Raw genomic sequence first — 21,642 nt, forward strand, 5'->3', positions numbered from 1 at the left:
GCCCTTCGTCTTCTCGTGTGATGACGCCGTAAACGGCTGTGTTGATTCACGCGAATAACAAGATTCCATTAGCCACGCCCGCTGACACCGGGCCAACGAAGAACTTTGAACCATGGCCACTATCCACGTAGACGGCAAAGAGCTCGAAGTCGATGGGGCAGACAACCTGTTACAGGCATGTCTGTCGCTAGGCCTCGATATCCCTTATTTCTGCTGGCACCCAGCCCTTGGCAGCGTTGGCGCTTGCCGCCAGTGCGCGGTCAAGCAGTACACCGACGAGAACGACAAGCGTGGTCGGATCGTCATGTCCTGCATGACCCCCGCCACCGACGGCAGCTGGATCTCCATCGAAGACGAAGAAGCGAAAGTGTTTCGCGCCAGCGTCGTTGAATGGTTGATGACCAACCACCCTCACGACTGCCCGGTCTGTGAGGAAGGCGGTCACTGCCACCTGCAAGACATGACCGTGATGACCGGCCACAACGAGCGCCGTTATCGCTTCACCAAGCGCACCCACCAGAACCAGCAACTGGGCCCGTTCATTTCCCACGAAATGAACCGCTGCATCGCTTGCTATCGCTGCGTGCGCTTCTATAAAGACTACGCTGGCGGCACCGACCTCGGTGTATTCGGCGCCCACGACAACGTGTACTTCGGTCGCGTTGAAGACGGCACCCTGGAAAGCGAGTTCTCCGGCAACCTCACCGAGGTCTGCCCGACCGGTGTGTTCACCGACAAGACTCACTCCGAGCGCTACAACCGCAAGTGGGACATGCAGTTCTCGCCGAGCATCTGCCATGGCTGCTCCAGCGGTTGCAACATCTCCCCGGGCGAGCGTTACGGTGAACTGCGTCGTATCGAAAACCGTTTCAACGGTTCGGTTAACCAGTACTTCCTGTGCGACCGTGGCCGTTTCGGCTATGGCTACGTTAACCGCGAAGACCGCCCGCGTCAGCCACAACTGGCGGGCGGCGCCAAGCTGAGCCTCGACGAAGCGCTGGATAAAGCTGCTGACCTGCTACGCGGTCGCAACATCGTCGGTATCGGTTCGCCGCGCGCCAGCCTCGAAAGCAACTACGCGTTGCTGGAGCTGGTCGGCGCCGAGCACTTCTACTCCGGTATCGAAGCGGCTGAACTTGAGCGCATTCGTCTGGTGGTGCAGGTGCTCAAAGACAGCCCGCTGCCAATCCCGAACATGCGCGACATCGAAGATCACGATGCGATTTTCGTCCTCGGCGAAGACCTGACCCAGACTGCTGCGCGCATGGCCCTGGCCCTGCGTCAATCGGTCAAGGGCAAGGCCGAAGACATGGCCGACGCCATGCGCGTTCAGCCATGGCTCGATGCCGCGGTGAAGAACATCGGTCAGAACGCGCTGAACCCGCTGTTCATCGCCAGCCTGGCTGAAACCAAGCTCGACGACGTGGCTGAAGAATGCGTCCACGCAGCTCCTGACGACCTGGCCCGCATCGGCTTCGCCGTGGCCCACGCCCTCGATGCCAGCGCGCCGGCCGTTGAAGGTCTGGACGCTGAAGCCCTCGAACTGGCTCAGCGCATCGCTGATGCCCTGCTCGCTGCCAAGCGTCCGCTGATCATTGCCGGTACCTCGCTGGGTTCCAAGGCATTGATTGAGGCTGCTGCCAACATTGCGAAGGCCCTGAAGCTGCGCGAGAAGAACGGTTCCATCAGCCTGATCGTGCCAGAGGCCAACAGCCTCGGCCTGGCCATGCTCGGTGGCGATTCGGTCGACGCAGCCCTGCAAGCGGTGATCGACGGCAAGGCCGACGCCATCGTCGTGCTGGAAAACGATCTGTACACCCGCACCGACAAAGCTCGTGTCGATGCTGCCCTGAACGCCGCGAAAGTGGTGATCGTGGCGGACCATCAGAAGACCGGCACCAGCGATCGCGCGCACCTGGTTCTGCCAGCGGCCAGCTTCGCTGAAGGCGACGGTACGCTGGTCAGCCAGGAAGGCCGCGCCCAGCGTTTCTTCCAGGTCTTCGACCCGACTTACCTCGACGCAAGCATTCTGGTTCATGAAGGCTGGCGCTGGCTGCATGCCCTGCGTTCGACCCTGCTGAACCAGCCGATCGACTGGACCCAACTGGACCACGTCACCGCTGCTGTTGCTGCGAGCAAACCGCAACTGGCGCGCATCGTCGATGCCGCACCGTCCGCTGCGTTCCGCATCAAAGGCCTGAAACTGGCTCGCGAACCGCTGCGTTACAGCGGCCGGACCGCCATGCGCGCCGACATCAGCGTGCACGAACCGCGTACTTCTCAGGACAACGACACCGCGTTCTCGTTCTCCATGGAAGGTTACTCGGGCTCGGTCGAGCCGCGTCAGCAAGTACCATTCGCCTGGTCTCCGGGCTGGAACTCGCCGCAAGCCTGGAACAAGTTCCAGGACGAAGTCGGTGGTCATATCCGCGCTGGCGACCCGGGCACTCGCCTGATCGAAAGCACCGGTGATTCGCTGAACTGGTTCGCCAGTGTTCCGCGCGCGTTCAACCCGGCTCCGGGCACCTGGCAGGTCGTGCCGTTCTTCCACCTGTTCGGTAGCGAAGAGAACTCTTCCAAAGCCGCGCCGGTTCAAGAACGCATTCCAGCCCCGTACCTGTCGCTGGCCAAGTCCGAAGCCGATCGCCTGGGCGTCAATGACGGTGCCCTGCTGAGCCTGAACGTGGCCGGTCAGACCTTGCGTTTGCCGCTGCGCATCAACGAAGAGCTGGGTGCCGGTCTGGTCGCATTACCGGCCGGTATCGCCGGCATTCCGCCCGCGATCTTTGGCAAATCCGTTGACGGTCTGCAGGAGGCAGCGCTATGACCTTGTTCACTCCTGAAGTGATCGACGTAATCATCGCGGTCCTCAAGGCCATCGTGATTCTGCTCGCCGTGGTGGTGTGCGGCGCGCTGTTGAGCTGGGTCGAGCGTCGTCTGCTCGCCCTCTGGCAGGACCGTTACGGTCCGAACCGCGTCGGCCCGTTTGGCGCGTTCCAGATCGCCGCCGACATGATCAAGATGTTCTTCAAGGAAGACTGGACCCCGCCGTTCGCCGACAAAGTGATCTTCACGTTGGCGCCGGTCGTGGCCATGAGCGCCTTGCTGATTGCCTTCGCGATCATCCCGATCACCCCGACCTGGGGCGTGGCGGATATCAACATCGGCATCCTGTTCTTCTTCGCCATGGCGGGTCTGTCGGTCTACGCGGTGCTGTTCGCCGGCTGGTCGAGTAACAACAAGTTCGCCCTGTTGGGCAGCTTGCGGGCCTCGGCACAAACCGTGTCGTACGAAGTGTTCATGGGCCTGTCGCTGATGGGCATCGTGATCCAGGTTGGCTCGTTCAACATGCGCGACATCGTTGAATACCAGGCGCAGAACCTGTGGTTCGTCATTCCGCAGATATTCGGTTTCCTGACCTTCTTCATCGCTGGCGTCGCCGTGACTCACCGTCACCCGTTCGACCAGCCGGAAGCGGAACAGGAACTGGCCGACGGCTACCACATTGAATACGCCGGCATGAAATGGGGCATGTTCTTCGTCGGTGAATACATCGGCATCGTGCTGATTTCGGCGCTGCTGGTGACGTTGTTCTTCGGTGGCTGGCACGGTCCGTTCGGCATTCTGCCGCAGATCCCGTTCATCTGGTTCGCACTGAAAACCGCGTTCTTCATCATGTTCTTCATCCTGCTGCGCGCCTCGATTCCGCGCCCACGGTATGACCAAGTGATGGATTTCAGCTGGAAGTTCTGCCTGCCGCTGACCCTCGTCAATATGCTGGTGACCGCTGCGGTCGTGTTGCTCAACACGCCTGCCGTCGCGGCTCAGTGAGGATAGAGAATCATGAAGTACATTTTTGACATCGTGCATGGCTTCTTCACCCAGCTTCGCAGCCTGGTGATGATCTTCAGCCACGCCTTCCGCAAGCGCGACACGCTGCAGTACCCGGAAGAAGCCGTGTACCTGCCGCCGCGCTTCCGTGGGCGTATCGTGCTGACCCGCGACCCCGACGGCGAAGAGCGTTGCGTAGCCTGCAACCTGTGCGCCGTGGCGTGCCCGGTCGGCTGCATTTCGCTGCAGAAAGCTGAAACCGACGACGGTCGCTGGTACCCGGAGTTTTTCCGTATCAACTTCTCGCGCTGCATTTTCTGCGGCCTCTGCGAGGAAGCCTGCCCGACCACCGCGATCCAGCTGACACCGGATTTCGAGATGGCCGAGTTCAAACGTCAGGACCTGGTGTACGAGAAAGAAGATCTGCTGATCTCCGGCCCCGGCAAAAACCCTGATTACAACTTCTATCGTGTTGCAGGTATGGCGATTGCCGGTAAGCCGAAAGGCGCCGCGCAGAATGAAGCCCAGCCGATCAACGTGAAGAGCTTGCTGCCTTAAGGAAGAAAGATGGAATTCGCTTTCTATTTCGCATCGGGTATCGCTGTTGTGTCCACGCTTCGTGTGATCACCAACACCAACCCCGTGCACGCCCTGCTCTACCTGATCATTTCGTTGATCGCCGTGGCCATGACCTTTTTCGCCCTCGGCGCGCCGTTCGCCGGTGTGCTGGAAGTGATCGCCTATGCTGGCGCCATCATGGTGCTGTTCGTGTTCGTGGTGATGATGCTGAACCTGGGCCCCGCCTCGGTTCAGCAAGAGCGCGTCTGGCTCAAGCCCGGCATCTGGCTCGGCCCGGTCGCACTTGGCACCCTGCTGCTGGTTGAACTGCTGTACGTGTTGTTCAGCGACGCCAGCGGTCAGGCCATCGGCCACACCACCGTAGACGCAAAGGCCGTGGGCATCAGCCTGTTCGGTCCTTATCTGCTGGTGGTCGAACTCGCCTCGATGCTGCTGCTTGCCGCAGCCGTCACGGCGTTCCATCTGGGCCGTAACGAAGCCAAGGAGCAATGACGATGCCTGCTATCCCTTTGGAGCATGGTCTGGCGGTCGCCGGCATCCTGTTCTGCCTCGGTCTGGTCGGCCTGATGGTCCGGCGCAACATTCTCTTCGTGCTGATGAGCCTGGAGGTCATGATGAATGCCTCCGCTTTGGCGTTCATCGTTGCCGGTAGCCGCTGGGGTCAACCGGATGGACAGATCATGTTCATCCTGGTGATCAGCCTGGCAGCCGCCGAGGCCAGTATTGGCCTGGCGATTCTGTTGCAGCTGTATCGCCGCTTCCACACTCTCGATATCGACGCTGCCAGCGAGATGCGCGGATGAACCTTCTCTATCTGACTTTCGTATTCCCTCTCATAGGTTTCCTGCTGCTGTCGTTCTCACGCGGTCGCTGGTCGGAAAACCTTTCGGCGCTGATCGGCGTCGGCTCCATTGGCCTGTCGGCAATCGTCACTGCTTACATCATCTGGCAGTTCAACGTTGCGCCACCTGAAGGCGGTCACTACACCCAAGTGTTGTGGCAGTGGATGGCGGTGGAAGGCTTCACGCCGAACTTCGCGCTGTACCTGGATGGTCTGTCACTGACCATGCTCGGTGTGGTGGTCGGCGTCGGTTTCCTGATCCACCTGTTCGCGTCCTGGTACATGCGCGGTGAAGCCGGTTACTCGCGCTTCTTCGCCTACACCAACCTGTTTATCGCCAGCATGCTGTTCCTGGTCCTGGCCGATAATCTGCTGTTTGTGTACTTCGGCTGGGAAGGCGTGGGCCTGTGCTCGTACCTGTTGATCGGTTTCTACTACAGCAACCGCAACAACGGTAACGCAGCACTCAAAGCCTTCATCGTGACCCGCGTCGGCGACGTGTTCATGGCCATCGGCCTGTTCATCCTGTTCCAACAGTTGGGCACGCTGAACATCCAGGAACTGCTGGTCAAGGCGCCTGAGCACTTCAAGGCCGGCGACTTCTGGATCGTTCTGGCGACCCTGATGCTGCTGGGCGGTGCTGTCGGTAAATCCGCGCAACTGCCGCTGCAAACCTGGCTGGCGGATGCGATGGCCGGCCCTACCCCGGTTTCGGCACTAATCCACGCCGCGACCATGGTGACCGCCGGTGTCTACCTGATCGCCCGTACCCACGGTCTGTTCGCCCTGGCGCCAGACATTCTGCACCTGGTGGGTGTTGTGGGTGGCGTGACGCTGGTGCTGGCAGGTTTTGCCGCACTGGTTCAGACCGACATCAAACGGATCCTCGCCTACTCGACCATGAGCCAGATCGGCTACATGTTCCTGGCCCTGGGCGTAGGTGCGTGGGACGGCGCGATTTTCCACCTGATGACCCACGCCTTCTTCAAGGCACTGTTGTTCCTTGCGTCCGGTGCGGTGATCGTTGCCTGCCACCACGAGCAGAACATCTTCAAGATGGGCGGCCTGTGGAAGAAACTGCCACTGGCCTACGCCAGCTTCATCGTCGGCGGCGCGGCCCTGGCGGCCTTGCCTCTGGTGACCGCGGGCTTCTACTCCAAGGACGAAATCCTCTGGGAAGCGTTCGCCAGCGGTAACCAGGGTCTGCTTTATGCAGGTCTGGTCGGTGCCTTCATGACCTCGCTGTACACCTTCCGCCTGATCTTCATCGCGTTCCACGGTGAAGCGAAGACCGAAGCGCACGCTGGTCACGGCATTGCTCACTGGCTGCCACTGTCGGTGCTGATCGTTCTGTCGACGTTTGTTGGCGCGATGATTGTTCCGCCGCTGCACGGTGTACTGCCACAAAGCGTCGGCCATGCCGGCGGCGACGCCAAGCACAGTCTGGAAATCGCCTCGGGCGCCATCGCCCTGGCCGGTATCCTGCTGGCCGCGTTGCTGTTCCTCGGCAAACGTCGCTTCGCCACGGCCGTCGCCAACAGCGGCATCGGCCGCATCCTTTCGGCCTGGTGGTTCGCTGCCTGGGGCTTCGACTGGATCTACGACAAACTGTTCGTCAAGCCTTACCTTGCGATCAGCCATGTACTGCGCAAAGACCCGCTCGACCAGACTATCGGTCTGATCCCGCGTATGGCCAAAGGCGGTCACACCGCCCTGAGCCGCACCGAGACCGGTCAATTGCGTTGGTATGCCGCCTCGATGGCTGCTGGTGCCGTGCTGGTAATCGGCGCCGTCGTGCTGGTAGCGGTCTGATATGAACCTTGCGAACTTGCGAAAGGAAACGAGCCCGTCATGATTCTGCCTTGGCTAATCCTGATCCCCTTCATCGGCGGCCTGCTGTGCTGGATGGGTGAGCGCTTCGGCGCTACCCTCCCCCGCTGGATTGCGCTGTTGACCATGTCCCTGGAACTCGCTCTCGGCCTCTGGCTGTGGGCCCACGGCGACTATTCATTTGCTCCGGCGCCTGGCGCCGATCCGACCTGGGTGATTGAGTTCAAACACGTCTGGATCCAGCGCTTCGGCATCAACGTGCACCTGGCCCTCGATGGCCTGTCGCTGTTGATGATCCTGCTGACTGGCCTGTTGGGTGTCCTCTCGGTACTCTGCTCGTGGAAAGAGATCCAGCGTCACGTGGGCTTCTTCCACCTGAACCTGATGTGGATCCTGGGCGGTGTCGTCGGCGTGTTCCTCGCCCTCGACCTGTTCATGTTCTTCTTCTTCTGGGAAATGATGCTGGTGCCGATGTACTTCCTCATCGCGCTCTGGGGTCACAGTTCTTCGGACGGCAAGAAAACCCGGATCTACGCAGCGACCAAGTTCTTCATCTTCACTCAGGCTTCCGGCCTGATCATGTTGGTGGCGATCCTGGGTCTGGTACTGGTCAACTTCAACGACACCGGCGTGATTACCTTCAACTACGCCGATCTGTTGAAGACCAAGATGTCGATGACCACCGAGTACATCCTGATGCTCGGCTTCTTCATCGCCTTCGCGGTCAAGCTGCCGGTGGTGCCGTTCCACTCCTGGTTGCCTGACGCTCACGCCCAGGCGCCAACCGCGGGTTCCGTGGACCTGGCCGGTATCTTGTTGAAGACTGCGGCGTATGGCTTGCTGCGTTTCGCCCTGCCGCTGTTCCCGAATGCCTCGGCCGAGTTCGCGCCATTCGCGATGACCCTGGGCCTGATCGGGATTTTCTACGGTGCGTTCCTGGCCTTCGCGCAAACCGACATCAAGCGTCTGATCGCCTTTTCGTCCGTTTCCCACATGGGCTTCGTGCTGATCGGCATCTACTCCGGCAGCCAACTGGCGCTGCAGGGCGCGGTGATGCAGATGCTGGCGCACGGTCTGTCGGCGGCGGCACTCTTTATCCTCTCCGGTCAGCTGTACGAGCGTACTCACACCCGCGATATGCGTGAGATGGGTGGCCTGTGGTCGAAGATTGCCTACCTTCCAGCCCTTAGCCTGTTCTTCGCCGCCGCATCGCTGGGCTTGCCGGCGACCGGTAACTTTGTCGGTGAGTTCCTGATTCTGATCGGCACCTTCGCCAGCTCGCCATGGATCACTGTGCTTGCAACGTCCGGCCTGGTGTTCGGCTCGGTCTACTCGCTGATCATGGTCCACCGTGCCTTCTTCGGCCCGTCGAAATCGGACGCGGTGTTGCATGGCATGGACGGTCGCGAACTGATCATGGTGGTTGGACTTGCGGCGCTGCTGATCTACATCGGCGTGTACCCGCAACCGTTCCTCGATACCTCTGCCGCGACGATGCATGGCGTGCAGCAGTGGCTCGGCACCGCCTTCACTCAACTCGCTTCGGCCCGGTAAGAGCGCTATGGAATTCACGACTCAACACTTTATCGCGCTTGCGCCGTTGTTGATCACCAGCGCCACGATCATCGTGGTGATGCTGGCTATCGCATGGCGCCGCAACCACTCACAGACCTTCCTGCTTTCGGTGGCAGGTCTGAACCTGGCTCTACTGTCGATCCTGCCAGCCCTGAAAGTCGCGCCACTGGCCGTGACTCCGTTACTGCAGATCGATACCTTCGCCTGCCTGTACATGGCGCTGATCCTGGTCGCCACCCTCGCCTGTGTCACCCTCGCCCACGCCTACCTCGGCGATGGCGGTTCGGGTTACCCGGGCAACCGTGAAGAACTTTACCTGCTGATCCTGATGTCCGCCGCCGGTGGCCTGGTACTGGTCAGCGCGCAGCACCTGGCCGGATTGTTCGTCGGTCTGGAACTGCTCTCGGTACCGGTTTACGGTCTGGTGGCGTATGCCTTCTTCAACAAGCGTTCGCTGGAAGCCGGTATCAAGTACATGGTGCTGTCGGCTGCCGGTTCCGCGTTCCTGTTGTTCGGCATGGCCCTGCTCTACGCCGATTCTGGCAGCCTGAGCTTCAACGGCATCGGTCAGGCCCTGGCGGCCACCGGTCTGCCAAGTTCTCTGGCTCAACTGGGCCTGGGCATGATGTTGATCGGCCTGGCGTTCAAACTGTCGCTGGTACCGTTCCACCTCTGGACCCCGGACGTTTACGAAGGTGCTCCGGCACCGGTGGCAGCGTTCCTGGCCACCGCGTCCAAAGTCGCTGTGTTCGCGGTGATGGTGCGTCTGTTCCAGATCTCGCCAGCGGCGAGCAGTGGCGTGCTGAGCGACGTGCTGACCATCATCGCCATCGCGTCGATCCTGTTCGGTAACCTGCTGGCACTGACCCAAAGCAACCTCAAGCGTCTGCTGGGTTACTCGTCCATCGCTCACTTCGGTTACCTGCTGATCGCCCTGGTGGCGAGCAAAGGCCTGGCCGTGGAAGCCATCGGCGTGTACCTGGTCACTTACGTGATCACCAGCCTCGGCGCGTTCGGCGTAATCACCCTGATGTCCTCGCCGTACAACGGCCGTGACGCGGATGCCCTGTACGAATACCGTGGCCTGTTCTGGCGCCGTCCGTACCTGACCGCCGTCCTGACCGTGATGATGCTGTCCCTGGCCGGTATCCCGCTGACCGCGGGCTTCATCGGCAAGTTCTACATCATCGCCACCGGTGTCGAATCGCAGCAATGGTGGCTGGTCGGCTCCCTGGTACTGGGCAGCGCCATCGGCGTCTTCTACTACCTGCGTGTGATGGTCACCCTGTACCTGATCGAACCGAACCTGCGTCGCCACGATGCCCAGCTGCACTGGGAACAACGTGCGGGCGGCGTGATGCTGCTGGCGATTGCCGCCCTGGCATTCTTCCTCGGCCTGTATCCACAGCCGCTGCTGAACCTGGTTCAGCAATCGGGGTTGGCGGGTTGATCGCGTAGCGCACTCGGTAGAAAACAAAAACGGCACCTTCGGGTGCCGTTTTTGCGTTTGTGGGATTTGTTACTGCCGCCCTCCCTCCTTCTGCAATCCCCCGAAAGCTCTCGCCGAATTGTCCGCTTCGTCCTACAGCTTTATTGCCTAACCTGTGGCGCGCGGATAAATCGGATTTCCCCTACGCCTAAAACAGAATCACCCGGCATTCAAACTTGAGGCTGCTCGCCAAAGTCCCCCGTTTTACGGATCGGGACACGAACGTGACCAGACTCATCCCCAAAAGTGAACTCCATGGCCAACGCGACCAAGTACTCGACACCTACCAAGCCATGGAAGACTTCCGACAGGCACTGAACCGCCCGGACGATCTGCCTGGCTTCGACGAACTGCTAAACGCAGTGGGCCTCAATCGCTCCAACTACATGCAGGGGGCCAACCAGCGAAAACTCATCGATGCCGTCAGTAACGGTGACTGGGCAATGGTGAAGCCGCGCGTCGCTACGGATAACGGTGGAGCCTCCTGGAACGCCTTCAAACCTAAACCCGAGCCATCACCGGCAGAGTATCTGGTGGAAGAACACGCCTTCACCCTGCCCAAACCGGCAGAGTCCGGCTTCCACATCGTCCAGACACCCATGACCCTCGAAGCGCTGGAACGCTCGCTGTACGAAATCACACCCAGCGGTGTGCTGCGCCGCGAGTTCCGCTCGCTCAATCGCCATCTCGGTGAACGGGTAAAGCCAGGGCAAATGGTTATCTTCAGCGACTCGCGCAACTACATGTGCCGTCGCGAAGAAGCGCAAATGATGGCGGCGGCGGAGAAAGTGAATGAAGCGCTTAAGGATCTGACGGATGAAGAGGCTTCGTTCATGGTTGAGCACCATGAGGTGATTGAGCCGTTTGTCGAGGTATCGGCGGGCACACTAGGCGTTGCGTCATTCATGATCGGCCAGCATCTGGAAGGATTAAAAAATACCCTCAAAGAACTAGAGGAGCTGCATCAACAGCAATATCGCCAGTATCGTCACCTGCATTCGCCGGAGTTCTTTGCCAAACGCAAACGACTGATGGCAAAGCTGGATGCCAGCCTTGGGCCGCTCATACGCAAAGGCACAGGCATCGCGGATCATCCAAAGCTCAAACGTGCACTAGGGTTGTCGAGCCGCAGGATCATTCACCGCTGGGACAAAGCTGGTTCGTCCACACAATTACCAGGATATGCAACCAACATCGCAGGCGTTGCAAGAGCAGCGAAGTACATGAAGGGAGGTGGCTATCTCGGTATAGGGTTACAGCTAGGCGCGTCCAGTTCAAAAATTCATGAGGTATGCACTTCTGGCCGCGAGGCAGAATGCAGGCAAGTGAGGTTTGTTGAAGGTGGAAAAATGGTAGGAGGTACTTTTGGAGCTATTGCCGGCGGTGTCGCTGGGGGAAAATTAGGTACGACAGTGTGTACAAAACTGAAGGGGCTCGGAAAACTTGTGTGTGTGCTGGTGGTCGGCGCTACAGGATCCACGTTAACTGGAACAGTGCTGACTGATGGCGGCGAGCTTGTGGGTCAAGAAATCCACGAGTATTCCGAATAATGGAAGTCTCCCGCACAGCATTTGCCTGGACTTGGGGGGCACTGATCCTGCTGAGCGTGATCGATACCGCCATGATTTTCTACGCCGTTCACACAAAGCTCGAGTCTCTGGAAGACTACTTTAAGCAGTGGCGTTCCATATCCATAAACCACCGTGTCTTAGGTGGGGGGCTTCACGGAAAAGTTGTTCGACTCGCCGCCATCAGTTTTTTGATTTCATCTAAAAAAATTCAGAGCCAGGAACCCGATTTAATGGAAGACGTGCAACGCCTTCCGAAGGGACTCAAGTTCTGGGCGACATATCCATTTCATATAGCCTATTTCGTGACGGGAACAACAATCGCTCTTTGGTTGTATGGAAAATACAGCGGTCTATTTGATTGAATAGCAAACCGTCGAGACACCTAAAAAATAATAGGCTTGAAGATGACTATGCCAGTCAGAGTCTTATGGATGGCTAATGAACCTCGACCAGATAATTGGCCACGCTAATGCATTTTTCATCTTGTGGGTGCTGGTATTTTGGTTTGGATAGCGGCGAGGTATTACCTGTGATTGGTCCTCATCTTGACCTCATTTACCTCTTCTCATGGGGAGGTGTACTGCTACTTATTTTCCTCAGCGAAGCGATCGTTTTGTTTGCCGCCTATTGGCTGCTTGATCAGATGGAAGACCACTTCATTGCGTCTCATCTTGTGAGCATTAATCGGAAAACGTTGGGAAATGGCCCATTGGGGCGAATGAAAAGAGTAAGGCAGATAGGAGCATTAACAGGCCGTTTCACCTATTTTCAAATGCTGGATCGGTATGCGGTCATGGAGGCGGAGGTTTTTCCGGAGCACTTGAAAAAATGGGTGAGTATTCCGGGAAGCCTCATGCGAATCGCTGTGACTGGAGCCGGCCTACTTTTGCTTTGGGTCGGTTTCGAGCGGTTATGCATGACGGTCTCCAAACCGGCGAGCGACCTGAAGCTGCTGTGTGTGGCCGCATTGATCGCCTGTGTTGTGGTGGCATTGGTGGCGCTGCTCGTACGGGCATACGTCAGCTTTTTCAAACTGGCTGAGATTGAATCTTTCCTGAAAGAGTCCTACTTCGTCGCTCGCAATCGGCGGGTGATGGGAAACAGCTTTTATGGCCGCACCTGTCGCTTGTCCCACATCTCGATCATGCTTTTACTGGACTACGATTTTTTGTGGGGAAGTGATCCGGACGCAATAAATGAGATTGCTCGCTTTCCGTTGCCCCTGCGACGTTGGGTCATTATTCCCGCTCGAACGACTGGCTATTCTTTTCTAGGTTTTGGCATGATCTATCTCGGCGGAATCATCTTTGGGGTACTTGCCTAACAGCAGCGAGACAGGCTGTCAGTCTTTTAATAAAAAACGCGGCCCTGCAGCGCCGCGTTTTTTTGTGCCCGCCCAGCCTCATTGATTAGCCAGCCGGCTCGACGTTATCCAACGCCTGATTCACCGCCAGTTCCCCCAACATGACCACTTGCGCAATCCCCAGCAGGGTCTTGCGGTGGGTGCCTTCCAGTAGAGCGGCGAAGTCACCGAGCATGACCGTAGCCGAGGACAATGACTCGCTGGCATTGGCCAGCAGGGATTCGGTGTCGGCTTTGGAGTTGGCGAAAAACATCTGATTGGGGGTGTAGGGCGTGGCCATGATTTCGACGGCGGGATTGAGGTAATCATCGAGCACGCGTTCGGCGGCGTCGGGGCGTTTTTGGGTGTCGATGGAGGCGTCGGGGGACGTAGCGTCGGCTTCTGTTTCGGGAGGGTTGGGTGTTGGTTTTTTCATGGTGAAACTCCACTGAAAAGTTGGAGCTGCCCCATTCGGTTTCCGGACGAAGAGGTGGCAGCTGTACGCAGGTTGGAAACCCGGGCAGCGGCGACCCGGTCGACCCGAAGGTCTCCCACGCACAGCCGCCATAACGGAGTGCACACATTCAAGGTGCGCAAGGATACGTTATGAAAGGCGTGTTGGCGCCACTGTTACTGATCGGGGTTTCCAGTCCCGGTCGCTGAATTGGCAGCGACGTGCACAGGCTAGAGACCGGACGTCCGACGGACAACCTGAAAACATTGTGGGAAGGTTCTGTATTTCCCACACAACTTTAAACATTCAGAATTGAAATACGCACTGTGTAGGAGCTGTCGCAGGCTGTGATCTTTTTACTCTTCATCGCCCTCCCACTTACAGGAAGATACCTGCAAGGCGGTGGGCAATAGCTGACATCCGGCAGGAGGTATTTGCCGTTAAATTCGAAGATCAGCTATCAAGAGAGATCGCGAATCATGAAACGAGATATTTGTGCCTAACGGGTAGAAGGCTTCTACGCCTTGGCCGCTGGGCGCCGGTTTCCAGTGGAAGAACCCTGTGACCCGCGTATCGGAGCGATGAAAGGAAAACTGGTTATTCCTGACGATTTCGACGTGCCTCTGCCCGACGACATGATCAATAGTTTTGAAGGCCCTCAGGATTGAGAAATGACCTCGAACATCATCACCGTCGATCGGCTAATTGTTGCAATGTCCATGACAGAGCCAATGAAACTGCTCACCGCCGACCCATTGGTGGCCAGTTACACAGATTTAGCAATTTTAGTTTAACCGCCCCCCTCTCCCCTCTCCTCCCCAATATCCAGAATCGCCTCGCGGGTGAATCAGCCGCGTCCTACATCCCGATCCTGCCTGCGACTTTAACGTAATGACTTGACCGAATTGGCAGGCACAGAAGCCTTGACCTATTCGATTCTTGTGATAGAAATATACGCAGGTAACGTACAGAACATGGACGCTCTTTTTATCGAATTACCCGTATTTCAAAAGCATCGAAGTGACTACCTGGATGATGATCTGTTTCACCGGTTCCAGCAGGAGCTGCTGCAAAACCCGGAAGCGGGAGATGTCGTCGAAGGCACCGGAGGTCTGCGCAAAATTCGAGTGGTGGATGAGCGGCGAAACAAGGGCAAGCGCGGCGGACTAAGGGTGATTTATTACTGGTGGTCCGGCTTCGACCAATTCTGGCTCTTTACCCTGTATGGCAAAAACGAACAGGACGATCTGATGCCACAACAGAAAAAACTGCTTAAAGAAATGCTTTATCGAGAAATCAAAGCGAGAACGAGCGATGAAACGTGACATTTTTTCCGAGCTGGTAGAGGGGTTTGAAGCCTTGGCCGATGAGCGCCAAGGCAAAGTCACTCTACGCACGCACAAAGTAAAACTGGCCAAACTGGCTCCGATTACGGCTGAAGAAGTGGTTGGCATCCGCCAGCAACTGAATCTCTCCCGGCCGGTGTTTGCGATGTACTTGCGCACCAACACCCGGACGCTGGAGAACTGGGAGCAAGGACGGGCAAAACCTAATGCTCAGGCGACAACGCTGATCCGGCTGGTTGAGCGCTTTCCGGAGACGGTTCAACAATTGGCGGCGCTGACCTGAAGTGTTTGCGGTGTTTTCAATGACGCCATCGCGAGCAGGCTCGCTCCCACAGGGGGACCACGTTCTGTCAGAAATAATGCGGTTCAATGTGGGAGCGAGCCTGCTCGCGATGGCGGTGGAACAGGCAAAAAGTAAAACGGCACCTTTCGATGCCGTTTCGCTTCACGCGGTCCAGCTGTTTACTTACGCGCCGCCTCCCACGATTTCAGCAGCTCGGCATAGCTCACGGTTTCGCCTTTAGGCTTCTCGTTCGCCAATTTCGCTTTCGGCGCACCCGGCTGATCGAACCAATACTGCGCATCCCGCTCCGGATTCATTTTCGGCCCGCAGGTCGGTTGTACCTTGGAGCGTTCCAGACGGGTCATGATCGCATCCTGATCCTTGGCCAGACCGTCCAGTGCCTGTTGTGGTGTTTTCTCGCCACTGGCGGCTTCCGCGATGTGGCTCCACCACAGTTGCGCCAAACGTGGATAGTCCGGCACGTTGGTCCCGGTCGGGGTCCATTGCACGCGGGCCGGGCTGCGATAGAACTCCACCAGCCCACCGAGTTTCGGTGCCAGGTCGGTCATGGCTTGCGAGTTGATGTCCGACTCGCGAATAGGGGTCAGGCCGACAATGGTTTTCTTCAGGGATACGGTTTTCGAGGTCACGAACTGCGCGTACAGCCAGGCCGCGAGTTTTTGCTTTTCAGGGGTGGACTTGAGGAAGGTCCAGGAACCGGCGTCCTGATAACCGAGCTTCATGCCCTCCTCCCAGTACGGACCTTTCGGCGAAGGTGCCATACGCCATTTCGGCGTGCCGTCGGCGTTCATCACCGGCAGTCCCGGTTTGGTCATGTCGGCGGTAAACGCGGTGTACCAGAAGATCTGCTGGGCAATGTTGCCCTGGGACGGCACCGGGCCTGATTCGGAGAAGGTCATGCCCGCCGCTTCCGGTGGCGCGTATTTTTTCATCCAGTCAACGTACTTGGTGGTCGCATACACCGCCGCCGGGCCGTTGGTATCGCCGCCGCGGGTCACGCTGGAGCCGACCGGATGACAATCCTCGACGCGGATACCCCACTCATCCACCGGCAAGCCGTTGGGGATGCCTTTATCGCCAGCGCCGGCCATGGAGAACCAGGCATCGGTGAAGCGCCACCCCAGCGACGGGTCTTTCTTGCCATAGTCCATGTGGCCATAGACGCGCTTGCCGTCGATTTCCTTGACGTCTTCGCTGAAGAATTTGGCGATGTCTTCATAGGCCGACCAGTTCACCGGAACGCCCAACTCGTAGCCGTACTTTTCTTTGAATTTCGCTTTCAAATCCGCCCGCTCGAACCAGTCGGCGCGGAACCAGTAGAGGTTGGCGAACTGCTGGTCGGGCAGTTGATAGACTTTGCCGTCCGGCGCGGTGGTGAACGAGATGCCAATGAAGTCTTTAATGTCCAGGGTCGGCGAGGTGTAGGCCTTGCCTTCGTTGGCCATCAGGTCGGTGATCGATTCGGTCTTGCCGTAGCGAAAGTGAGTACCGATCAGGTCCGAGTCGTTGACCCAACCGTCATAGATGTTCTTGTCCGATTGCATCTGGGTCTGCAGCTTTTCCACTACGTCGCCTTCCTGCAGCAAGTCGTGGGTCAGCTTGATCCCGGTGATTTCGGTGAAAGCCTTGGCCAGCACCTTGGATTCATATTCGTGGGTGGCGATGGTTTCTGACACCACTTTAATACTCATCCCGCGAAATGGCTCCGCCGCCTTGATGAACCACTTCAGCTCTTCGAGCTGCTGATCGGCCGTCAGGGTGGACGGCTTGAATTCACTGCCGATCCATTTCTTCGCGGCGTCTTCATAGGCATCGGCCCAGGCAGATGCGCTCAAACCGCTGAGTGCCAGCATGGCTGCCAATGAAATGCTATGTCGCAGCTTATTGTTTTTATCGAACATAAGACCTCCTGTTTAAGTGGCGGAGCACGATTGCCGAGCGACTCGACTAGCCCCAACGCATCACAGCCAACAGCCACACCAGGGACAACGCGAACGCTACCCAGATGCTCCAGTCGGTGACGCCGATTACCAGCAAATGCAGGTAGGCGCTGCCGAGAAGACCGATAAACAGCCGATCGCCACGGGTGGTGGCAATCGGCAAAAAACCACGCCGAGGGATGCTCGGCGAGCGCAATTCCCATGTCGTCATGCCCGCCAGAGTCAAGGCAATGACGCTGAAGAACGCCGCCGTGGGGCCAGTCCAACTCATCCATTCCATCATCAGTTCCTCATACCCGGCCCAGGGCAAAGCCCTTGGCCACGTGGTTGCGAACAAACCAGATCACCAGCATGCCCGGCAGGATGGTCAATACGCCCGCGGCCGCCAGCACACCCCAGTCGATGCCAGACGCCGAGACCGTGCGGGTCATCACCGCCGCGATGGGTTTGGCGTTCACCGAGGTCAGGGTTCGCGCCAGCAGCAGCTCGACCCAGGAAAACATGAAGCAGAAAAACGCTGTGACACCGATCCCGGAGCCGATCAGCGGGACGAAGATCTTCACGAAGAACTTAGGGAAACTGTAGCCGTCGATGTAGGCGGTTTCGTCGATTTCCTTAGGAACGCCGGACATGAAGCCTTCAAGAATCCACACCGCCAACGGCACGTTGAACAGACAGTGAGCCAACGCCACCGCGATGTGGGTGTCGAACAGCCCGATCGAGGAATACAGCTGAAAAAACGGCAGCAGGAACACCGCCGGTGGCGCCATGCGATTGGTCAGCAGCCAGAAGAACAAGTGCTTGTCACCGAGGAAACGATAGCGCGAAAACGCATACGCCGCCGGCAGCGCCACGCTCAGGGAAATCACCGTGTTCAGGCTCACGTAGTACAGCGAGTTGAGATAACCGGTGTACCAGCTCGGGTCAGTGAAGATCACCTTGTAGTTGGCGAAGGTGAAATCCTGGGGAAACAGCGTCAGACCGCCGAGGATTTCGGTGTTGCTCTTGAAGGACATGTTCAGCAGCCAGTAGATCGGCACCAGCAGGAACAGGATGTAAATCAGCAACGGGATAAGCTTTCTCTTGCTCATGGCGGGCCTCACCGATTGGCGTCAGAGTGAGTCATGGCGGTGTAGAACAGCCACGACACCAACAGGATGATCAGGAAGTACACCAGCGAGAAAGCCGCCGCCGGGCCGAGGTCGAATTGCCCGATGGCCATTTGGGTCAAGGTCTGACTCAAGAAGGTCGTGGCATTGCCTGGACCACCACCCGTCAGCACGAACGGCTCGGTGTAGATCATGAAACTGTCCATGAACCGCAGCATTACCGCGATCAACAGCACGCTCTTGAGCTTGGGCAGCTGGATATGTCGGAAAACCGCCCAGGCCGACGCCCGATCAATCCGCGCCGCCTGGTAATACACGTCCGGAATCGCCCGCAGCCCGGAGAAACACAACAACGCCACCAGCGACGTCCAGTGCCAGACGTCCATCACCAACACCGTGACCCAGGCGTCCATGGTGTTGGCCGCATAGTTGTAGCTGATGCCCATGGCATTGAGGCTCGAACCGAGCAAACCTATGTCGGCCCGGCCAAAAATCTGCCAGATCGTGCCGACCACGTTCCATGGAATCAGCAATGGAATCGCCAGAATGATCAGCACCACCGACGACCACCGCCCCTTGGTCGGCATGGTCAGGGCGATGGCGATGCCCAATGGGATTTCGATCAGCAACACGCAGCCGGAATAGATGAACTGGCGCAGCAGCGAGTCATGCAACCGTGGGTCGAGCAGCACCTGCCTGTACCAGTCGGCGCCGACGAAGTAGCGGCTGGACTGGTCGAAGATGTCCTGCACCGAGTAGTTGACCACGGTCATCATCGGGATCACCGCACTGAATGCCACCAGCAGGAACACCGGTAACACCAGCCACCAGGCCTTGTTGTTCTGCACCTTGTTCATGGCAGCACCTCCAGCAAGTAATCATCGGCATAGACCATCAGCCATTGCGCCGGAAAACTGATGTACGCCGTGCCTTCGGGCACCGGTTTGTCTTCGGCCAGGCGTACTTTCAGCGGGGCGCCGTCGAGGTTCAGGGTCATGATCTTGTAGGTGCCCAGGTCTTCAACGTGTACGACCTGTGCCTGCATCGCGTCATCACAGGGTTCGTCCCACACATGAACGAACTCCGGACGAATACCGACCTTCAGGGTTTTCCATTCGGAATCGGCGATTCGTTTCTGCATCGCGTCGGACAGTGGCAAGTGGGTCGAAGCGAAACCGACACCGCCGACTTGAGACTGAACCTCGATCAGGTTCATTCCCGGGCTGCCTATGAAATAACCGACAAAGGTGTGGCTCGGCCGCTCGAACAATTCCCGTGGCGTACCGAACTGCACGATCTGCCCGCCATACATCACCGCGATTTTGTCAGCGAAAGTCGAAGCTTCGAGTTGATCGTGGGTGACGTAGACCATGGTGATGTTGAACTGCTCATGGATCTGCTTGAGCTTGCGCCGCAGCTTCCACTTCAGGTGCGGGTCAATCACTGTCAGCGGTTCATCGAAAAGGATCGCCGACACGTCATCGCGCACCAGCCCACGGCCCATGGAAACTTTCTGCTTTTCATCGGCGGTAAGGTTGCGCGCCTTCTTGGACAGCAATGCCTGGAGGTCGAGGACTTCAGCGATTTCGTGCACCTTGGTGTGAATTTTCGCTTCCGCCATGCCTTGATTGCGCAATGGAAAGGCCAGGTTATCGAACACCGTCATGGTGTCGTAGACCACCGGAAACTGGAAAACCTGGGCGATGTTGCGCTTTTCCGGGGTCAGCTCGTTGACCACTTTACTGTCGAACAGCACTTGGCCCTGAGACGGGCTGAGCAACCCGGAAATGATGTTGAGCAAGGTCGACTTGCCGCACCCCGAAGGCCCGAGCAGCGCATAAGCACCGCCCTGCTCCCAGACATGATCCATCTCGCGGATCGCGTAATCCTCAGGGCCGGTCGGCGTTGGGGTGTAGCTGTGAGCAAGGTTCTGCAAACGGATTTCGGCCATCAGGCAACCCTCGCAATGCGGCGCCCAGGCGCCTGAACCAGCCGCCCCTGCCTATCGAACACAAACAGTTTATGGGTCGGGATATAGATGCGAATCGGCGCATCGACGTCGTATTCGTGAACCCCCGGCAAGTGCAGCACCAGCAGGAAATACTCGTTGCGCACGTGCAAGAAAGTTTCCGAACCGCTGATCTCGGCCACTTCGACGGTCACCGCCAGTTCGAGGTCATCGTCATTGCTCGGCACCAGCGAAATGTGGCTGGGGCGCACGCCGAAACGGAACTCACCCTCGCCCACCGGCCGCAGATCAACGTTCAAGGGGAAGTGCACAAAATTGGCGAAACTGACTTCGTTGCCGGCGATGCGCCCCGGCATGAGGTTGATTGGCGGCTCGGAGAACAATTCAGCCGCCAACACGGTTTGCGGCTGGTGATACACCTCGGCGGACTTGCCGCTCTGAATCACCCGGCCTTCATGAAGAATCGTGGTGGTGCCGCCCAGCGCCAGGGCTTCGTTGGGTTCCGTGGTGGCGTAAATTGCGATGGTGTGCCGGGCCTTGAACAGCTCACGCATTTCCTGGCGCAGCTCTTCGCGCAACTTGTAGTCGAGGTTGACCAGCGGTTCGTCGAACAGAATCAGCTCCGCGTCCTTGACCAGCGCCCGGGCCATCGCGGTGCGTTGTTGCTGGCCGCCAGAGAGTTCCAAGGGATAGCGCTGGAGGAATTTCTCGATGCGCAGCATCTTCGCGGTTTCCAGCACTTTGCTCTGGATCAGCTCATTGGATACCCCGGACTGACGCAACGGCGAGGCGATGTTCTCGAACACCGTCATGGTCGGGTAATTGATGAACTGCTGATAGACCATCGACACGTTGCGCAAACGCACCGGACGCTGGGTGACGTCGACGCCGTTCATCAGGATGCGGCCGCTGTCGGGCTTATCCAGACCTGCCATCAGGCGCATGAGACTGGTTTTGCCGGACAGCGTGCGACCGAGCAAAACGTTGAACGATCCGGGTTCGAAATTAAGGCAGGCATCGTCGATCCAGGTCTGACCCTCGACGGTGCGGCTGACGTGCTCCAGGATTAGTGACATGGCTCGGCCTTTTTATTATTGGAGTCAAGCGACCGGAGCACTACAGCGACATTCATGCCAGAAATTCCAAGCGGTTGATCTGGCTTGAAAAACCCGAAAAAGAAGGGAAAACCGCGTTCGTTGCTGAACAGAAATGAACAACCGCGACTGAACAATTGAACAATCCGTCGGTTGACAATGAACAATAGTGAACAACACTCTATAGATGCTTTTTTTGTGGCCCGCCGCATTCATGGCGTGATGTAACGCGGTCCCATCTGGCATGTACGCGGTCTCTGTAGGAGCTGCCGAAGGCTGCGATCTTTTGATCTTGATCTTCGCTGTCTCACGGGCGTCAGGATCAAAAGATCGCAGCCTTCGGCAGCTCCTACAGGGGATCGGCGGCG

General features: G+C 58.0%; 20 protein-coding genes and 1 pseudogene. 14 read left to right on the forward strand and 7 right to left on the reverse strand.

All coding sequences use genetic code 11. The features are described 5' to 3' along the window. Positions 1 to 112: 112 nt before the first annotated feature. From nuoG to ACYZT2_RS18180, 11 genes are all read left to right on the forward strand, one after another. Complete coding sequence (gene nuoG, locus ACYZT2_RS18130; RefSeq protein WP_461966151.1) at positions 113 to 2,827, forward strand: NADH-quinone oxidoreductase subunit NuoG; 2,715 nt, start codon at positions 113 to 115, stop codon at positions 2,825 to 2,827. Further along, on the forward strand, positions 2,824 to 3,831 hold the full coding sequence (gene nuoH, locus ACYZT2_RS18135) for an NADH-quinone oxidoreductase subunit NuoH (RefSeq protein ID WP_007905066.1): 1,008 nt from the start codon (positions 2,824 to 2,826) through the stop codon (positions 3,829 to 3,831). Before nuoG ends, nuoH begins: the two co-directional genes overlap by 4 nt. Before the next feature lie 12 nt (positions 3,832 to 3,843). Continuing rightward, on the forward strand, positions 3,844 to 4,389 hold the full coding sequence (gene nuoI, locus ACYZT2_RS18140) for an NADH-quinone oxidoreductase subunit NuoI (protein ID WP_218244071.1): 546 nt from the start codon (positions 3,844 to 3,846) through the stop codon (positions 4,387 to 4,389). A gap of 9 nt (positions 4,390 to 4,398) precedes the next feature. Next, positions 4,399 to 4,902, forward strand: coding sequence for an NADH-quinone oxidoreductase subunit J (gene nuoJ, locus ACYZT2_RS18145; protein WP_007905076.1), 504 nt, complete (start codon positions 4,399 to 4,401; stop codon positions 4,900 to 4,902). A gap of 2 nt (positions 4,903 to 4,904) precedes the next feature. After that, the gene (gene nuoK, locus ACYZT2_RS18150; protein WP_007905077.1) at positions 4,905 to 5,213 is read left to right on the forward strand and encodes an NADH-quinone oxidoreductase subunit NuoK; all 309 of its coding nucleotides are present in this window, start codon (positions 4,905 to 4,907) and stop codon (positions 5,211 to 5,213) included. After that, a complete protein-coding gene (nuoL, locus tag ACYZT2_RS18155) occupies positions 5,210 to 7,063 on the forward strand; it encodes an NADH-quinone oxidoreductase subunit L (protein WP_461966154.1) in 1,854 nt (617 codons plus the stop codon). Before nuoK ends, nuoL begins: the two co-directional genes overlap by 4 nt. 39 nt (positions 7,064 to 7,102) lie before the next feature. Next, entirely contained in the window at positions 7,103 to 8,635 is a 1,533-nt protein-coding gene (nuoM, locus tag ACYZT2_RS18160) for an NADH-quinone oxidoreductase subunit M (RefSeq protein ID WP_461966156.1), read from the forward strand. Positions 8,636 to 8,642: 7 nt separating this feature from the next. Further along, positions 8,643 to 10,106, forward strand: a complete 1,464-nt coding sequence (gene nuoN, locus ACYZT2_RS18165) for an NADH-quinone oxidoreductase subunit NuoN (RefSeq protein WP_461966158.1) — start codon at positions 8,643 to 8,645, stop codon at positions 10,104 to 10,106. A gap of 263 nt (positions 10,107 to 10,369) precedes the next feature. After that, entirely contained in the window at positions 10,370 to 11,695 is a 1,326-nt protein-coding gene (locus ACYZT2_RS18170; RefSeq protein WP_461966160.1) for a hypothetical protein, read from the forward strand. Next, positions 11,695 to 12,078, forward strand: coding sequence for a hypothetical protein (locus ACYZT2_RS18175; protein ID WP_461966162.1), 384 nt, complete (start codon positions 11,695 to 11,697; stop codon positions 12,076 to 12,078). The genes ACYZT2_RS18170 and ACYZT2_RS18175 overlap by 1 nt, the downstream gene beginning before the upstream one ends. Before the next feature lie 95 nt (positions 12,079 to 12,173). Beyond that, positions 12,174 to 13,040, forward strand: coding sequence for a hypothetical protein (locus ACYZT2_RS18180; RefSeq protein WP_461966164.1), 867 nt, complete (start codon positions 12,174 to 12,176; stop codon positions 13,038 to 13,040). An 85-nt stretch (positions 13,041 to 13,125) separates the two neighbouring features. On the opposite strand, the gene ACYZT2_RS18185 is transcribed toward ACYZT2_RS18180, so the two are convergent. Next, on the reverse strand, positions 13,126 to 13,494 hold the full coding sequence (locus ACYZT2_RS18185) for a DUF6124 family protein (protein ID WP_461966166.1): 369 nt from the start codon (positions 13,492 to 13,494) through the stop codon (positions 13,126 to 13,128). 691 nt (positions 13,495 to 14,185) lie between these two features. On the opposite strand from ACYZT2_RS18185, the pseudogene ACYZT2_RS18190 reads away from it, so the two are divergent. The 3 genes and pseudogenes from ACYZT2_RS18190 to ACYZT2_RS18200 all read left to right on the forward strand — a co-directional run. Continuing rightward, positions 14,186 to 14,306: pseudogene (locus ACYZT2_RS18190) on the forward strand (PIN domain nuclease); the annotation flags it as partial. A gap of 180 nt (positions 14,307 to 14,486) precedes the next feature. Continuing rightward, positions 14,487 to 14,837, forward strand: coding sequence for a toxin (locus ACYZT2_RS18195; RefSeq protein WP_461973164.1), 351 nt, complete (start codon positions 14,487 to 14,489; stop codon positions 14,835 to 14,837). Then, on the forward strand, positions 14,827 to 15,141 hold the full coding sequence (locus ACYZT2_RS18200) for a helix-turn-helix domain-containing protein (RefSeq protein WP_030130910.1): 315 nt from the start codon (positions 14,827 to 14,829) through the stop codon (positions 15,139 to 15,141). The genes ACYZT2_RS18195 and ACYZT2_RS18200 overlap by 11 nt, the downstream gene beginning before the upstream one ends. A 179-nt stretch (positions 15,142 to 15,320) precedes the next feature. Here the strand turns inward: ACYZT2_RS18200 and ACYZT2_RS18205 are convergent, their stop codons facing one another. The 6 genes from ACYZT2_RS18205 to ACYZT2_RS18230 are packed head-to-tail and all read right to left on the reverse strand — an operon-like array spanning position 15,321 to position 21,256. Continuing rightward, positions 15,321 to 17,063, reverse strand: coding sequence for an ABC transporter substrate-binding protein (locus ACYZT2_RS18205; protein WP_461966168.1), 1,743 nt, complete (start codon positions 17,061 to 17,063; stop codon positions 15,321 to 15,323). A gap of 46 nt (positions 17,064 to 17,109) precedes the next feature. Next, entirely contained in the window at positions 17,110 to 17,382 is a 273-nt protein-coding gene (locus tag ACYZT2_RS18210; protein ID WP_038983664.1) for a DUF2160 domain-containing protein, read from the reverse strand. Between the two features lie 10 nt (positions 17,383 to 17,392). Further along, positions 17,393 to 18,193, reverse strand: a complete 801-nt coding sequence (locus ACYZT2_RS18215) for a carbohydrate ABC transporter permease (protein WP_007896138.1) — start codon at positions 18,191 to 18,193, stop codon at positions 17,393 to 17,395. Between the two features lie 8 nt (positions 18,194 to 18,201). After that, a complete protein-coding gene (locus ACYZT2_RS18220; protein ID WP_095053159.1) occupies positions 18,202 to 19,068 on the reverse strand; it encodes a carbohydrate ABC transporter permease in 867 nt (288 codons plus the stop codon). Beyond that, complete coding sequence (locus tag ACYZT2_RS18225; RefSeq protein ID WP_461966171.1) at positions 19,065 to 20,162, reverse strand: ABC transporter ATP-binding protein; 1,098 nt, start codon at positions 20,160 to 20,162, stop codon at positions 19,065 to 19,067. Before ACYZT2_RS18225 ends, ACYZT2_RS18220 begins: the two co-directional genes overlap by 4 nt. Continuing rightward, on the reverse strand, positions 20,162 to 21,256 hold the full coding sequence (locus ACYZT2_RS18230) for an ABC transporter ATP-binding protein (protein WP_461966173.1): 1,095 nt from the start codon (positions 21,254 to 21,256) through the stop codon (positions 20,162 to 20,164). The genes ACYZT2_RS18225 and ACYZT2_RS18230 overlap by 1 nt, the downstream gene beginning before the upstream one ends. Between the last annotated feature and the right edge of the window lie 386 nt (positions 21,257 to 21,642).

It is taken from the genome of Pseudomonas sp. MDT1-85 (genome assembly GCF_054898065.1).